Raw genomic sequence first — 15,080 nt, 5'->3', positions numbered from 1 at the left:
GCCGGTCACCGCAGAGCGGCCTCGGCGGGGACGGCCTGGTCCACCTCTTCGGGCAGCGGGTCGCGCGAGCGGCGCTTGGCGATCACCGCGCAGACCATCAGCTGCATCTGGTGGAAGAGCATCAGCGGCAGCACGGCGAGTGATGCCTGTGCGCCGAACAGCACGCTCGCCATCGGCAGTCCGGCCGCCAGGCTCTTCTTCGACCCGGCGAACTGGATCGCGATCCTGTCACCGCGGCCGAATCCGAGCCGCTTGGCCCCGTACCAGCTCACCGCGAGCATCACGGCGAGCAGTACGGCCTCGACCCCGAGCAGCCCCAGCAGCCGGACGACACTCACCTGGTGCCAGACACCGCGCACCATGCCCTCACTGAACGCGGTGTAGACGACCAGCAGGATCGAGCCGCGGTCGACATAGCCCAGCACCTTCTTGTGCCGTACGAGGAAACCGCTCACCCAGCGCCGCAGCAACTGCCCCGCCAGGAAGGGCACCAGCAGCTGCAGCACGATCTTGAGGAGGGAGTCGGCGGAGAAGCCGCCCCCGCTGCCGCCGAGTACGAGACCCGCGAGGACCGGGGTGACGACGATACCGGCGAGCGAGGAGAAGGAACCTGCGCAGATCGCGGCGGGCACATTGCCCCGGGCGATCGAGGTGAAGGCGATCGAGGACTGGATCGTCGAAGGCACCAGGCAGAGGAAGAGCAGACCGTTGGAGAGCTGGGGCGTCAGCACGTACGGGACCAGCCCCCGGGCCGCGAGACCGAGCAGCGGGAACGCGACGAAGGTGCAGACCAGGACCGTGAGATGGAGCCGCCAGTGCTTCACCCCCTCGACCGCCTCCGCGGTCGAGAGCCGCGCGCCGTAGAGGAAGAAGAGCAGGGCCACCGCCCCGGTGGACACCCCGCCCGCCACATCGGCCGCCGCACCACGGGCCGGCAGCAGCGCCGCCACGGCGACCGTGCCGATCAGGGCCAGGATGTACGGATCGATCGGCAACCAGGAGGGAAGCTGCGGCTTGCGGCGGCTCATGTTCTCCACTTGCTCTCGGGTTCGGAAGGCGGCGGTGTGGCGGTTCTATCGTCCCCGCGATTGCCCTGATCGGGAATCCTGCATACCACTCTGACTGACATCACGATGCGCGATAACATCGGATCATGTACGACCCGGCACAGCTGCGCACCTTCCTCACCGTGTCGCAGACCCTGAGTTTCACCCAGGCCGCTCACCGCCTGGGGCTGCGTCAGTCGACGGTGAGCCAGCACGTCCGCCGCCTGGAGGACGCGACGGGGCGGACGCTCTTCACCCGCGACACCCACAGCGTGGAGCTGACCGAGGACGGCGAGGCGATGCTCGGCTTCGCCCGCACCATCCTGCAGGCACACGAACGGGCAGCGGCCTTCTTCAGCGGCTCCCGGCCGCGCGGCAGGCTGCGGTTCGGCGCGTCGGAGGACTTCGTCCTGACCCGGCTGCCGGAGATCCTGGAGTCGTTCCGCACCGCGCACCCCGAGGTGGATCTGGAACTCACCGTCGGGCTCTCCGGCATCCTGCACGAACAGCTCGCGGCCGGGGCGCTCGATCTCGTGCTCGCCAAGCGGCGCAACGGCCACGGCCACGGCGAACTCGTCTGGCGCTCCACCCTCACCTGGATCGGCGCCCCCCGGCTGCGTATCGACCCCGAGCGTCCGCTCCCGCTGATCCTCTTCCCGCCGCCCGGTATCACCCGCGCCCGTGCGCTGGAGGTGCTGGAAGAGGACGGCAGGGCCTGGCGCATCGCGTGTACGAGCACGAGCCTCAGCGGACTGATCGCGGCGGCCCGTGCGGGCCTCGGCATCATGGCCCATACCCGCGGCCTGATCCCGCCCGGGCTCACCCAGATCCCGGCCCGGGCCGGGCTGCCCGACCTCGGCGATGTGGACTTCGTCCTGCTGCACGGGCGTACGGGAGGGAACGCCCAGGAAGCCGCCGACGCGCTGGCGTCGGCGATCCTGGCGGGCGCCGACCGGCTGCACCGCCAGGTCTGAGAACCACGCCCGGCCCTGCGGGTCCCGGAATTCCGGGCTCACAGCCTCAGGAGAGCGTGCGGCCGGTGCGCCCTTCCTCGTACTTCAGCTGCTTCACCCGCCGCAGCATCGGGGTGCACTCCACGTGCTGCACCCCTTCGAGCCGGCCGAGCCGGCGGCTCACGTAGGCGTACAGGTCCGGGGTGTCGCGGCAGACGACCACCGCGAAGAGGTTGCAGGGGCCGGAGACCGCGCTGGCGGTGGCCACCTCACGGTGGGTGGCCAGGGCGCACCCGACGGAGTCCAGGGCGGCCGGGGCCGCCGTGATCCACAGCAGCGCCGCGATGCCGTAGCCGAACTGCTCGGAGTCGAACTGCACATCGACGAAGAGGGCTCCGGAGCCCAGCAGCTGATCGAGCCTGCGCCGGACCGCCGACTCGGACCGCCCGGTCGCCTTCTGGAGCTCGGCGAGTGTGGCCCTGCCGTCCCGTTCGAGCGCGGTGACCAGCGGTTCGTCGTCGGCCGAGATCCCGGGAGCCGCCCCCGTGCGGGGCCAGGGGGGCGGACGGAGCGCCGCCACCTGGGCCTCGGTGAGGGCGCGGCTCTTGCCGAGCCAGCCCTCGGGACCACCGTAGAAGCGGTGCAGCAGCTGGTGGGCCCTGATCTCGGTGATGCTCGGGGTACGCGGAAGCTTGCCGAGCAGCAGTTCCTCGTGTTCGCCGCGGGTGCGCGCCCTGGTCTGGCCGACCACTTCCGTACCACCCGATGTGAGCCCGATCCAGGCGGTGTCGGGGCGGCGCGCCAGCGCCCTGGCGATCGAGTCGGCGGCATCGGGCGCGCAGCGCAGCCGGAGCATCCAGGTGTCCTGGCCGAGGCCGGCCGCGTCGCGGACCCCGACCACCCGCATCTCGCCCTCGGTGTGCAGCCGCCGGTAGCGGCGGGCGACGGTCTGGTCGGAGACCCCGAGTACGGCGGCGAGCCTGCTGAAGGAGGCGCGCGCGTTCACCTCCAGCGCGTGCAGCAGCTGCAGGTCGAGTTCGTCGAAGTCGTGGGATTCCACTGTTTCTCGCCCTCCGGTGTCGGGTTCCGGCGAAATTCCGGCCGTGGTTAGGGAATCCCGCCGTACGCCACGGATCGTACGGGGACCGGAAGCACACAGCACAGCCGGCCGTGGCACACGGCACACAGGGAGAAAACGAATGCGTAAGTGGGGACCGCTCATAGCGGTCTGTCTGGGCACCTTCATGCTGCTGCTCGATGTGACGATCGTGATCGTGGCGCTGCCCGACATGGCGGGCTCGCTGCACGCCTCGCTCTCCGATCTCCAGTGGGTGATCGACATCTATGCGCTCGCGCTCGCCGCGCTGCTGCTGGGTGCGGGGGCGGCGGCCGACGTCACCGGGCGGCGCAGGCTGTACGCGGCGGGCACCGCCCTGTTCGCTCTGGCCTCGCTGGCCTGCGGTCTGTCGACGAGTCCGGCGATGCTGATCGCCATGCGCGGGCTGCAGGGGGTGGGCGGCGCCGCCATGTTCGCGACGACGCTCTCCCTGCTCGGCGCCGCCTACCAGGGACGCGACCGCGGTGTCGCGCTCGGGGTGTGGGGTGCGGTGAGTGGCGCAGCTGCGGCCATCGGCCCGGTGCTCGGCGGGGTACTGACCCAGTCGCTGGACTGGCGGTGGATCTTCTTCGTCAATCTGCCGGTGAGCGCCGCCGCCATCTGGATCACGCTGCGGACGGTCACCGAATCGCAGCGGCAGACCGACCGCAGGGTCGACTGGGCCGGGACGGTGGCGTTCGCGGTGTTCGCCGGGGCCCTGACGTTCGCGGTGGTGCGTGCGGACACGGTCGGCTGGACCTCCGGGCGCACCGCGGCCGCTGTGGCCGTTGCCGTGGTGGCGCTGGCCGCCTTCGTGGCCGTCGAGCGGCGCGCCGCCCATCCGCTGCTCGACCTCGGGCTGCTGCGCCGCCCGTCGTTCGCCGTGGTGATGGTGGGCGCGCTGGCCTTCAACGCTGCCGCCTTCGGCGTGCTGCCCTACACCTCGATCTGGCTCCAGACGCTGCTGGGGATGAGTCCGGTACGGGCGGGGCTCGCCGTACTGCCGCTGGCCGTGGCCTCGTTCGTGGTCGCGGCGGTCGCGGGCCGGTTCCTGCACGGCAGGTCGCCCCGGCTGGTGATCGGCGGCGGTCTCGTCCTCATCGGCGCCGGCGCGCTGACCCAGGCCACGCTGGACGCGGGGTCGGACTGGACCGGTCTGTCAGCGGGCCTGGTGCTGGCCGGGATCGGGGTCGGCCTGGTGTCGCCCGCACTCGCCGGCGCGGCGCTCGCCTCCGTACCCGCGCGCAACGCGGGGATGGCGGGCGGCGCGGTCAACACCTTCCGCCAGCTCGGGTTCGCCCTGGGTGTCGCGGTCTTCGGCACCGTACTGACCTCGCGGATGGAGGGCGCTCTGCCCGGTCCCACCGCCCAGGCGCACACCGCGGCCCACGTCCTGGCGGGCGGCGGGGCGTCCGTGCTGCGCTCCCGGGTCCCGGATGCCGTGCTGCACAGCGCCTTCGCCTCGGGCCTCAACGGCGCCGCACTGGTCGCGGGCATCCTGGGCCTGGTGGCCGGGATTGCCGTGCTGGCCTTCCTCCGCCCCGCTCCGGCCGAGCCGGCTGCGGTCCGCGCCGAGGAGCCGGTGCCCGCCGTGTCCGGCTGACCGGACGGGTGAGCACCGCCGCCGGCCCGGAACCGGTCGCCGCGGACCGTTGCTCACGGCGTGGCCCGTAAAACGGCCGCACATCACCGAGGGTGCCCGCACGCGTCGTGCGGGCACCCTCCGCGTTTTCCGCGCGGCCCCGCTCCCGCTCCGGCCGCTCCGGGCGCGCGGGTGATCACAGTGGGATCACAGCGACGTCACAGGACGCTGCCACCCACGGAACGTCCGCCCTCCAGGACCCGCGCAGGTCACAGGGGTTGAGCGGCCCCGGTGCCCGCTCCGTACAGATTCGGTGGAGATTCCGTCTCGCGGAACTTACCGATCAGTCAGGAGGGTGCCCAACCCTTCCCCATGTGGGTAGATTTCACCTGCCGGGCCCCCGCGGAGCCTCGCAATATCCCTGCAAACCGGTCACCGGATCGCTCTCCCGCCGGATCTCACGTTGGGGTAGCGTCACGGCGCTGTGCGGAGCGTCACATAGGAGCAGGTCATTTTGCGCGAGTTCACTGTCCCACCCATAGTGACGGCGCCCCAGGTCGGCGGACTGGCGGACGTCGTGTTCGAGCACGCCGAGGACGACCCCCACCGGCCCGCGCTCGGCCGGAAGGCGGAGGGCCGCTGGTACGACATGTCGTCCGCCGAGTTCCGGGATCAGGTGCTCGCGCTCGCCAAGGGGCTGCTCGCCGACGGAGTGCGGTTCGGCGACCGCGTCGCGATCATGTGCAGGACCCGATACGAGTGGACGCTCTTCGACTTCGCCCTCTGGGCCGTGGGCGCCCAGCCGGTGCCGGTGTACCCGACCTCCTCCGCCGAGCAGGTCTTCTGGATGCTGTACGACTCCGAGGTCACCGCGTGCATGGTGGAGCACGAGGACCACGCCATGACCATCGGCTCGGTGATCGACCGGCTGCCCAGCCTGCGCAGACTCTGGCAGCTGGACGCGGGCGCGCTCGGCGAACTCCTCGAAGCGGGCGCCGGTGTCGAGGACGAGGTGGTGCACCGCCACCGGCGGGCCGTGACCCCGGAGTCCGTCGCCACCGTCATCTACACGTCGGGCACCACCGGCCGCCCCAAGGGCTGCGTGATCACCCACGCCAATCTGATGTACGAGGCCGACACCATGGTCGCCCGCTGGGAGCCGGTGTTCCACTCCAAGCGCAGCGAGCCCTCATCCACCCTGCTCTTCCTGCCGCTCGCCCATGTCTTCGGCCGGATGGTCGAGGTCGCCGCGATCCGCGGCCGGGTGAAGCTGGGCCACCAGCCTGAGCTGGCGGCCCGCGCGCTGCTGCCCGATCTGGCCGCCTTCCGGCCGACGTTCATCCTCGCTGTGCCCTACATCTTCGAGAAGGTCTTCAACGCGGCACGGCGCAAGGCCGAGAGCGAGGGGAAGGCCGGGCCCTTCGACAAGGCCGTCGAGGTGGCCGTGCGCTACGCGGAGGCCATGGAGCACAAGGCGTTCGGGCTGGGCCCCGGCCCTTCCGCGGGCCTGCGGATGCAGCACCAGTTCTTCGAGAAGGTCGTCTACGCGAAAGTGCGGGACGCGATGGGCGGCCGGGTACGGCACGCGATGTCCGGCGGTTCCGGTATGGACCGGCGGCTCGGCCTCTTCTACGAGGGCGCCGGTGTCACCATCTACGAGGGGTACGGCCTCACCGAGTCGACGGCGGCGGCCACCGCCAACCCGCCGGAGCGCACCCGGTACGGCACGGTCGGCGTGCCGATTCCCGGATCCACCGTGTACATCGCCGACGACGGCGAGGTGTGGGTGCGCGGCCGGAACGTGTTCGGCGGCTACCTCAACTCCCCCAAGGCGACCGACGGTGTCCTGCACGACGGCTGGCTCTCCACCGGTGACCTGGGCGCGCTGGACGACGACGGCTACCTGACGATCACCGGCCGCAAGAAGGAGATCCTGGTGACCTCCGGCGGCAAGAGCGTCTCGCCGTCCGGTCTTGAGGAGCGGGTGCGGGGCCATCCCCTGGTCGCGCAGTGCCTCGTCGTGGGCAACGACAGGCCGTACATCGCCGCGCTCGTCACACTCGACCAGGAGGCCGTCGCCCACTGGCTCACCCTCCACGGCAAACCGCCGATGTCCCCGGCCGCACTGGTGCGTGACCCGGAGCTGGAGACGGAGGTCCGGCGGTCCGTCGTCGCGGCGAACACCCTGGTCTCGCAGGCCGAGTCGATCAGGACGTTCCGCATCCTCGCCCATCAGTTCTCGGAGGAGCACGGTCTGCTCACCCCGTCGCTGAAGCTCAAGCGCAAGGCGATCGAGGGCGCGTACAGCGAAGAGGTCGATGCGCTCTACCGCTGACGCCGGCCGGCGGACGGGCGCCGGTGTCCTGAGGGGTTTGCCCACAAGTGGGGTGGCGGGGAATGGGTCGCACTGTGTGATCGTTGACCATGGGCGTATCAACCGATGACGTACTCACCACCACGCACCAGAGGAGTCAATCGCTCGTGAGCAAGGTCCCCTTCATCACCCTCAACAACGGCGCCCGGATGCCGCAGCTCGGCTTCGGGGTCTGGCAGGTCGCCGACGACGAGGCCACGGAGGCAGTCGGCACCGCGCTGGAAGCCGGCTACCGCAGCATCGACACCGCTGCGATCTACGGCAACGAGGAGGGCACAGGGAAGGCGCTCGCCGCGTCGGGAATCGCCCGTGACGAGCTCTTCGTCACCACGAAGCTCTGGAATGCCGAGCAGGGGTACGACTCGACCCTGCGCGCCTTCGACACCTCACTGGCCAAGCTCGGCCTCGACCACGTCGACCTGTACCTGATCCACTGGCCGGTCCCCTCGAAGGACGCCTACGTGGATACGTACAAGGCCTTCGAGAAGATCCTCGCCGACGGCCGCGCGAAGAGCATCGGTGTCTCCAACTTCCTTCCGGAGCACCTGGAGCGCCTGCTGGGCGAGACCTCCGTGGTCCCCGTCCTCAACCAGATCGAGCTCCACCCCCAGCTCCAGCAGGCCGAGTCCCGCGCCTTCCACGCGGAGCACGGCATCCACACGGAGGCCTGGTCGCCGCTCGGGCAGGGCAAGGGCCTTCTGGAGGTCCCGACCCTCGTGGCCATCGCGCAGAAGCACGGCCGCAGCGCCGCCCAGGTGGTCCTGCGCTGGCACCTGCAGACGGGCAACGTGGTCATCCCCAAGTCCGTGACCCCGTCGCGGATCAAGGAGAACATCGACGTCTTCGGCTTCGAGCTGGACGCCGACGACCTGGCGGCCATCGCCGCGCTCGACGAGGGCAAGCGGCTGGGCTCCGACCCGGCCACCATGGCCATCGGCGCCTGAGGCCCACCACCCGCCGGCTCCGCCCGGGCCCTGCCGTCCGGGCCTGCCGCGGGGCGACCCGGTGCGGTCACCCGTACCGCGCCGGCGCCGCCGGGCCCTGTCCGGGCGGCGCCGGCGTACACGGGGCGGCGGTGCCGTGGCCCCGCCCTCAGCGCGCGCCGTGCCCCGGGGCGGCCTCCTCGACCCGGCGGGCGAGCTCGAAGTCCCTGGCGGTGACGGCGCCACCCGCGTCATGGGTGTGCACGCTCAGCGACACGGTGTTGTAGCCGAGGGCCAGATCGGAGTGGTGGCCCAGCTCCTCCTGGATCTGCGCGATGTGGACGACCATCGCGGTGGCGGCGAAGTGGCCCCCGAAGCGATAGCTGCGGGTGATTTTCCCGCCGTCCAGGGACCAGGCGGGCAGCTCGCGCAGCCGGTCCTCGGTCTCTTTCCGCGTCAGCGGTTCTGCGGGCATGTGCGGCACTCCTTCCGGAAGACTTCTCACACGACGTTACGGTCTGGGGATGACAACTGTCGCTCCCGGAAACGGAGTCGGTCCGCTGCTGCGCGACTGGCGCAGGCAGCGCCGGATCAGCCAGCTGGAGCTTGCTCTGCGGGCCGGCTCGTCGGCCCGCCACATCAGTTTCATCGAGACGGGCCGCGCCCGCCCCAGCGACGAGATGGTGCTGCGCCTCGCCGAGCACCTGGATGTTCCCCTGCGGGAGCGCAACGCCCTGCTCCTGGCTGCGGGGCACGCACCGCGGTACACGGAGACCGTGCTCGACGACCCCTCGATGGGCGCGCTGCACGAGGGCATCGGGCGGCTGCTGCGGGGATATGAGCCGTACCCGGCGCTGGTGGTCGACGGCCGTTACGACATCGTCGCCGCCAACAGCGGTATCGCGATGCTCACGGCGGGGCTGCCGGACCTGTTGCTCACGCCCCCGCTGAACGCGATGCGGCTCACCCTGCATCCCCGCGGGCTCGCCCCGCGCATCCGCAATCTCCGGCAGTGGCGGGAGCATCTGCTGCACCAGCTGGAGCGCCGGCTGGCTCCGGCCCGCTCGCCTGCGCTGCGCGAGCTGTACGAGGAGGTCGCCGCCTACCCGCTTCCCGCGTCCGCGGAGACCCGGGAGGAGCTGCCACCGGCGCCGGTGGCGCGATTCGCACTGCCCCTGGAGATCGAACACGACGGCCGGGTGCTGTCCTTCCTCTCGTCCATCTCCACCTTCAACACCCCGATGGATGTGACGGTGGCCGAGCTGGCGATCGAGACGTTCCTTCCCGCCGACCCCGCGACGGTCGCCTATCTGCGCTCGCTGGAGTCCTGACCCGCGGAGGCGGCACGCTGCCGGGGCGCCGTCCGACGGGTAACCCGGCGCCGGGCCGGGTCCGGGCCCTACGGCACCTGCCGCAGATAGAGCGCACCGCAGCTGTGACAGAAAGGCTGGCTCCCGGCGGTCCCCCAGGCGTCCGTGGACTGTCTGGGCGCTCCCGGGTCGAGCTCACGTCCGCACAGCGCGACCCGCGCACCGGCGTGCGCGATATGCCACCACTCCACCTGCGGGTGCTCGTCCGAAGGGGACGAGCCCTCCTGGAGATGGGCCTGCATGACGTATTCCATTGTCGCCTCCTTGTCCCGATTCTCCCACCCCGGGGCGGGGAACGGCCTGACGAACGCAGGGCCGGGGCCCCGTCCCGATGCCGCGCCCCGGAGCGATTGCGATCCGGAACCGCCCCGCCGGCCCTCCCGACGGCCCCGGTGCCTCGTCCCCCCGGCAGTCCCCGGGCCGGACCCGGGTCGCATATGCTTCGCGGCGATACGGCGCCCCGGCAACCCGCGCCGTCAGGCCTGGTGGGGGTGGAGTGTGTCCGAGATGCCGGCGACCGCCGCCGCGCGTTCGACGGTGCCTGCTGCGAGGAACCGCCAGCAGCTCCTGACGGCGCCCAGAGGCTCCGTGCGCGACATAGAGGCGGTCCTGCTGCTGGTCGAGGACGACGCAGGGGACGCGCTGCTCGTCGAGGAGATGCTGGCCGACAGCGATCTGGGCTCCCCGGTCAGCTGGTGCAAGACCCTGGCGGCAGCCCAGCAGTTCCTGCGCACCTGCCGCACGCCCGTGTGCGTGCTGCTCGATCTGCACCTGCCTGATGTGCAGGGGCTCGACGCGGTCACCCGCATCGTCGGCGCTGCTCCGGACGTGGCGATCGTGGTGCTCACTGGCCTCGCCGAGGCCGGGGCCGGGCTGGCCGCCGTCGCCACCGGGGCGCAGGACTACCTGGTCAAGGACCGGCTCGAACCGGAGTCGCTGAGCCGCGCCGTCCGCTACGCCCTCCAGCGCAAGCAGACGGAGCAGTCGGCTGCGGCGCTGCAGGCCAACCGGCTGATGGCCGAGGAGAACGCCAGACTGGAGCGGGGGCTGCTGCCCGTGCCGCTGCTGCGCGGGCGCGACTTCGAGGCCGTGGCGCGGTACACCCCGGGGCGGGCCCACGGACTGCTCAGCGGGGACTTCTACGACGTGGTGCAGACCGCCGACCAGACGGTGCACGCGGTCATAGGTGACGTCTCCGGCCACGGGGCGGCCGAGGCGGCGCTCGGGGTGTGCCTGCGGGTCGCCTGGCGCACCGCCGTGCTGTGCGCGATGGAGCATCTGGAACAGATCAGGCTGCTGGAGGAGATTCTCGTCGCCGAACGCTCCGATCCGAGCATCTTCGCGACCGTGACCTCACTGGTCTTCTCCCCCGGCGGTCGCACCGTGCGCGTCACCCGCGCCGGGCACCCCGGCTTCCTCGTCCGGCACGGTGCGGAGGTCGACTGGGCCGAGCCGGACGGCGGGATGGCCCTGGGGCTGCTGCCGGGCCACGCCCGCTGGACGGAGACCGAGCTGCCGCTGCCCCGGGGCGGACAGGTCGTGCTGTTCACCGACGGACTGTTCGAGGGGCGTACCGGCGAGGAGTCCCGGCTCGGCGAGCCGGGTCTGCTGGATCTCGCCCGAAGACACGGGGCGCTGTCCGCCACCGGATTCGTCGACGCGCTGGTGCGCGGCGCGACCGAGGGCGCAGCGCCCTACGGAGGCCTCGCGGACGACGTGGCCGTACTGCACCTGGGATGGGGGGCCGGCTCAGCATGAGCAGTCAGGTCATCGGCCGGCACGGCGAGAGCCGCGCGGACAACGGCACCGGCACCGGGATACCCGCCGGGACGGAACCGCCGGCCCTCGCGGCCCGGCCGGGTTTCGCGGCACGCCTCTCCGTCCAGAACTGGGTCCGTCTCATCCTCGCCGGGTTCGTGGTCGTGGTCTGCGGCTGCACCGTCGTCGGGGGTGTCTTCCTCTCCCGTACCGACGACCGCACGACGACGCTCGTCGACCGCATCCAGCCGGCCCGCTCCGCCTCCTTCCAGCTGCAGAAGGCGCTCCTGGACCAGGAGACCGGGGCACGGGGGTACGCGCTCAGCGGGGACGAGTCCTTCCTCGCCCCGTATGCGGAGGGCGTACGCGACGAGCAGCTGTACCGGGCCCGGGTGAGTACGGCCATCGGGGGCGGGAGCCCCTACACGCAGGACCTGGACCGGATCCGGCTGGCCGCGCAGAAATGGCGCCGGGAGCAGGCCCAGCCGCTGATCGCCGCCGTACGGGCGAAGGGCCCCGGCGCCGCCTCGGCGGAACGCATCGGGCGGAGCAAGGCCGCCTTCGACGGGCTGCGGGCCGACATGGCCGTGCAGCAGCGCCACATCGAGGCCGCCGGGACACGGGCGCGGGCCGGGCTCGACGCCTCCCGCCACACCCAGAACCAGGTACTGATCGCCCTGCTCGTGGCCTTCGCGCTGGTGGTGGTCACCCTCAGCGTGGTGCTGCACAGGATCGTGGGCCGACCGCTGAACGCGCTGCGCGCCTCTTCGGACCTGGTGCGCGGCGGGGGGTTCCACCACAGGATCGAGATCCGGGGCCCCGCCGATGTGCGGGCGGTCGGAGCCGCCGTGGAGGACATGCGGCGGCGGCTCGCCGGCGAGCTCGCCGACTCGCTGGAGCGCGAGGAGCTGCTGGCCGGGCAGGCCGAGGAGCTCAGACGGTCCAACTCGGAGCTGGAACAGTTCGCCTATGTGGCCTCGCACGACCTCCAGGAGCCGCTGCGCAAGGTCGCCTCGTTCTGCCAGCTGCTGGAGAAGCGGTACGGCGGGGAGCTGGACGACCGGGCCAAGCAGTACATCGGCTTCGCCGTCGACGGCGCCAAGCGGATGCAGGTCCTGATCAACGATCTGCTCACGTTCTCGCGGGTCGGCCGGGTACTCGACAGCTGGAAGCCGGTAAGCCTCGACTCCTCGCTGGACCGGGTGCTGGCCGATCTGGCGCTCGTGACCGAGGAGGCGGGGGCGACCGTCGTGCGGACGGGCCCGCTGCCCGAGGTCACCGGGGACCCGACGTCGCTGGCCATGCTCTGGCAGAACCTGATCGGCAACGCGATCAAGTTCCGCAGAGCCGGTCATCCGCCGGTCATCACCGTCGGCTGCACCGCCGAGGACGACACCTGGCATCTGACGGTTTCGGACAACGGCATCGGTATCGCACCGGAGTTCGCCGAGAAGGTCTTCGTGATCTTCCAGCGGCTGCACGCACGGGACGAGTACGAAGGCACCGGCATCGGCCTCGCGCTCTGCCGGAAGATCGTCGAGTTCCACGGCGGCCGGATCTGGCTGGACGAGTCGGTGGCCGAGGGCGCCTGCATCCACTTCACCCTGCCGGTATCCCCCGACCCCGCCCTCGTGGCCGGGGACCCCACCACAACCCAGGGAGAATCCGAGTGAACACCCCGCTCCAGCCCATCGAGGTCCTCCTCGTGGAGGACGATCCCGGCGACGAGCTGATGACGCGTGAGGCCTTCGCGGACAACAAGATCGGGAACACGCTGCACGTCGTGCGGGACGGCGAGGAGGCGCTGGACTTCTTCTACCGGCGCGGCGCCCACGCCTCCGCGCCGCGCCCGGACCTGGTGCTGCTCGATCTGAACCTGCCCAAGTACGACGGCAGGCAGGTCCTCGAACAGATCAAGTCGGACCCGGAGCTCTGTGACATCCCCGTCGTGGTGCTGACGACGTCGTCGGCGGAGGAGGACATCGTGCGCAGCTACCGGCTGCACGCCAACGCCTATGTCACGAAGCCGGTCGATCTGGAGCAGTTCATGTCGGCGGTGCGCCAGATCGACGACTTCTTCCTCACGGTGGTGCGCCTTCCGCACCGGAGGTGACGGGCCTGCGGCTACCTGTTCTCCAGCTGGAGCTCCAGCTCCTTCTCCTGGTCGCCCATGGCCGACCCGTGCTCCTCCACGGAGAACGCGCTGCCGAGCGCGGTCCGCAGCAGGTCCACCGCGTGGTAACCGCCCTGCACGGTGGCTTTGACCGGTGCCGAGAGCCTGGTGGTGCGGAGGTCTCCCGGAGACGCGTCCAGTACCTCGTAGGACGCCGTCCACACGGTCGGCCTGCCGGGGATCTCCGTCTGCGGGGTGTCATCGGCTCCGCGGTCGCTGGGGAAGGCCTCCCGCAGCGCGCCGAAGACGGCCGCCGCGTCGTCCTTCGAGTGACCGGTGAGTGCCACCGTGACGAGTGTGTCCTGGTTCTCCGTGTCGGCCATCGTGCTCACTTTCCTCGCTGGGGCGCACCGGGTACGGGGCGGGTACCGGTCACGCGTCGGGGTCGGCCGCGTGCCAGACCGTGGTGATGTTGCAGAACTCCCTGATGCCGTGGCCGGAGAGCTCACGGCCGTACCCGGAGCGCTTGACCCCGCCGAAGGGCAGGGCAGGGTGGGATGCGGTCATGCCGTTGAAGAAGATGCCACCCGCCTCGATGTCCCGTACGAACAGTTCCACCTCGTCGGCTTCCCTGGTCCACACGTTGGAACTCAGACCGAAGGGTGTGTCGTTGGCCACTCGGACCGCTTCGTCGGCGCTCGCCACCCGGTAGAGGGTGGCCACCGGGCCGAACGCCTCCTCGTGGTGGATCCGCATGTCGGTGGTGATCCCCATGAGGACGGTGGGCGAGTAGAACCAGCCGCGGTCGGTCCCGGCCGGCCGTGAGCCGCCGCAGAGTGCGGTCGCGCCCTTGCGCACGGCGTCGTCGACCAGCTCCTCCAGGTCGGTGCGGCCCTGTTCGGTGGCGAGCGGTCCGACGTCGGTCGACTCGTCCAGCGGGTCGCCGACCTTCAGTGCGGCCATCCGGGTGGTGAACTCCTCCGTGAACGCGTCGTAGACATCCGTATGGACGATGAAGCGCTTGGCGGCGATGCAGGACTGGCCGTTGTTCTGCACCCGGGCGGTGACCGCGGTCCGCGCGGCCCGGGCCACATCGGCGGACGGCATCACGATGTACGGATCGCTGCCGCCCAGCTCCAGGACGGTCTTCTTGACCTCGTCGCCCGCGACGGCCGCGACCGAGCGGCCGGCCGGCTCACTGCCGGTCAGGGTCGCCGCTGCCACCCTGGGGTCGCGCAGGACGGACTCGACCGCGCCGGAGCCGATCAGCAGGGTCTGGAAGCAGCCCTTGGGGAATCCGGCCCGTTCGAAGAGTTCTCCCAGGTAGAGAGCGGTCTGCGGCACGTTCGACGCGTGTTTCAGCAGGCCGGTGTTGCCCGCCATCAGAGCCGGCGCGGCGAATCGCACGACCTGCCAGAGCGGGAAGTTCCAGGGCATCACGGCCAGCACGACGCCCAGCGGACGGTAGCGGGTGTACGCGCGGGTCGCGCCGGAGTCGGCGGCATCTGCCCGTGAGGGGTGCTCGTCCGCCAGCAGCGCGGGCGCGTGCTTGGCGTACCAGCGCATCGCCTTCGCGCACTTGGCCGCCTCGGCACGGGCGGCGGCGACGGGCTTCCCCATCTCGGTGGTCATCGTGCGGGCGATGTCCGCCTGCTCGCTCTCCAGCAGATCGGCGGCGCGGTTCAGCAGTCGCGCCCGTTCGGCGAACTCCGTGGTGCGGTAGGTGCGGAAAGCGGCGTCGGCCGCCGCGAGACAGCGCTCGATCTCCTCGGCGCCCAGCGCCTCGAAGGTCTGGAGCGTTTCACCGGTGGCGGGGTTCACCGTGGCGATGGGCATGGGTGGGTCCTCCTCGTACTCGCCCTCCG

The 15,080-nt window shown here is 71.2% G+C and carries 14 protein-coding genes; 8 read left to right on the top strand and 6 right to left on the bottom strand.

Features of this window, described 5'->3' with window-relative positions; genetic code table 11:
- Window positions 1-5: 5 nt before the first annotated feature.
- On the bottom strand, window positions 6-1,028 hold the full coding sequence (locus OG917_RS28260; protein ID WP_328320891.1) for a bile acid:sodium symporter family protein: 1,023 nt from the start codon (window positions 1,026-1,028) through the stop codon (window positions 6-8).
- A gap of 125 nt (window positions 1,029-1,153) precedes the next feature.
- Between OG917_RS28260 and OG917_RS28255 the strand changes: the two genes are divergently transcribed.
- Window positions 1,154-2,020 carry a LysR substrate-binding domain-containing protein gene (locus OG917_RS28255; protein WP_328320889.1) on the top strand — a complete coding sequence of 289 codons (867 nt, stop codon included), beginning with the start codon at window positions 1,154-1,156 and terminating at the stop codon, window positions 2,018-2,020.
- A 46-nt stretch (window positions 2,021-2,066) separates the two neighbouring features.
- Here the strand turns inward: OG917_RS28255 and OG917_RS28250 are convergent, their stop codons facing one another.
- A complete protein-coding gene (locus OG917_RS28250; RefSeq protein ID WP_328320887.1) occupies window positions 2,067-3,059 on the bottom strand; it encodes an Lrp/AsnC family transcriptional regulator in 993 nt (330 codons plus the stop codon).
- 139 nt (window positions 3,060-3,198) lie between these two features.
- Between OG917_RS28250 and OG917_RS28245 the strand changes: the two genes are divergently transcribed.
- The 3 genes from OG917_RS28245 (at window position 3,199) to OG917_RS28235 (ending at window position 7,995) form a co-directional block, all read left to right on the top strand.
- Window positions 3,199-4,698: an MFS transporter gene (locus OG917_RS28245; protein ID WP_328320885.1), complete on the top strand. Its 1,500-nt coding sequence runs from the start codon at window positions 3,199-3,201 to the stop codon at window positions 4,696-4,698.
- 493 nt (window positions 4,699-5,191) lie between these two features.
- Window positions 5,192-7,012, top strand: coding sequence for an AMP-dependent synthetase/ligase (locus tag OG917_RS28240; RefSeq protein WP_328320883.1), 1,821 nt, complete (start codon window positions 5,192-5,194; stop codon window positions 7,010-7,012).
- A 146-nt stretch (window positions 7,013-7,158) separates the two neighbouring features.
- Complete coding sequence (locus OG917_RS28235; protein ID WP_328320881.1) at window positions 7,159-7,995, top strand: aldo/keto reductase; 837 nt, start codon at window positions 7,159-7,161, stop codon at window positions 7,993-7,995.
- A 148-nt stretch (window positions 7,996-8,143) separates the two neighbouring features.
- Here the strand turns inward: OG917_RS28235 and OG917_RS28230 are convergent, their stop codons facing one another.
- Window positions 8,144-8,449, bottom strand: a complete 306-nt coding sequence (locus tag OG917_RS28230; RefSeq protein ID WP_328320879.1) for a 4a-hydroxytetrahydrobiopterin dehydratase — start codon at window positions 8,447-8,449, stop codon at window positions 8,144-8,146.
- Between the two features lie 49 nt (window positions 8,450-8,498).
- On the opposite strand from OG917_RS28230, the gene OG917_RS28225 reads away from it, so the two are divergent.
- The gene (locus OG917_RS28225) at window positions 8,499-9,305 is read left to right on the top strand and encodes a helix-turn-helix domain-containing protein (RefSeq protein WP_328320877.1); all 807 of its coding nucleotides are present in this window, start codon (window positions 8,499-8,501) and stop codon (window positions 9,303-9,305) included.
- Window positions 9,306-9,373: 68 nt separating this feature from the next.
- Here OG917_RS28225 and OG917_RS28220 read toward each other — a convergent pair whose 3' ends face one another.
- Window positions 9,374-9,598, bottom strand: a complete 225-nt coding sequence (locus OG917_RS28220) for a hypothetical protein (RefSeq protein WP_328320875.1) — start codon at window positions 9,596-9,598, stop codon at window positions 9,374-9,376.
- A 253-nt stretch (window positions 9,599-9,851) separates the two neighbouring features.
- On the opposite strand from OG917_RS28220, the gene OG917_RS28215 reads away from it, so the two are divergent.
- The 3 genes from OG917_RS28215 to OG917_RS28205 are packed head-to-tail and all read left to right on the top strand — an operon-like array spanning window position 9,852 to window position 13,215.
- Complete coding sequence (locus OG917_RS28215; protein WP_328320873.1) at window positions 9,852-11,102, top strand: PP2C family protein-serine/threonine phosphatase; 1,251 nt, start codon at window positions 9,852-9,854, stop codon at window positions 11,100-11,102.
- Window positions 11,099-12,775, top strand: coding sequence for a sensor histidine kinase (locus tag OG917_RS28210; RefSeq protein ID WP_328320871.1), 1,677 nt, complete (start codon window positions 11,099-11,101; stop codon window positions 12,773-12,775). The genes OG917_RS28215 and OG917_RS28210 overlap by 4 nt, the downstream gene beginning before the upstream one ends.
- Window positions 12,772-13,215 carry a response regulator gene (locus tag OG917_RS28205; RefSeq protein ID WP_328320868.1) on the top strand — a complete coding sequence of 148 codons (444 nt, stop codon included), beginning with the start codon at window positions 12,772-12,774 and terminating at the stop codon, window positions 13,213-13,215. Before OG917_RS28210 ends, OG917_RS28205 begins: the two co-directional genes overlap by 4 nt.
- A gap of 11 nt (window positions 13,216-13,226) precedes the next feature.
- Here the strand turns inward: OG917_RS28205 and OG917_RS28200 are convergent, their stop codons facing one another.
- Both OG917_RS28200 and OG917_RS28195 read right to left on the bottom strand, forming a co-directional pair.
- Window positions 13,227-13,598, bottom strand: coding sequence for a hypothetical protein (locus OG917_RS28200; protein WP_328320866.1), 372 nt, complete (start codon window positions 13,596-13,598; stop codon window positions 13,227-13,229).
- Window positions 13,599-13,647: 49 nt separating this feature from the next.
- The gene (locus OG917_RS28195) at window positions 13,648-15,051 is read right to left on the bottom strand and encodes an NADP-dependent succinic semialdehyde dehydrogenase (RefSeq protein ID WP_328320864.1); all 1,404 of its coding nucleotides are present in this window, start codon (window positions 15,049-15,051) and stop codon (window positions 13,648-13,650) included.
- Window positions 15,052-15,080: the final 29 nt, after the last annotated feature.

Source organism: Streptomyces sp. NBC_00388, assembly GCF_036061255.1.
Lineage (GTDB): Bacteria > Actinomycetota > Actinomycetes > Streptomycetales > Streptomycetaceae > Streptomyces.
Note: the sequence above shows the minus strand (reverse complement) of the source record. Positions and strands in the feature narration are given on the sequence as shown.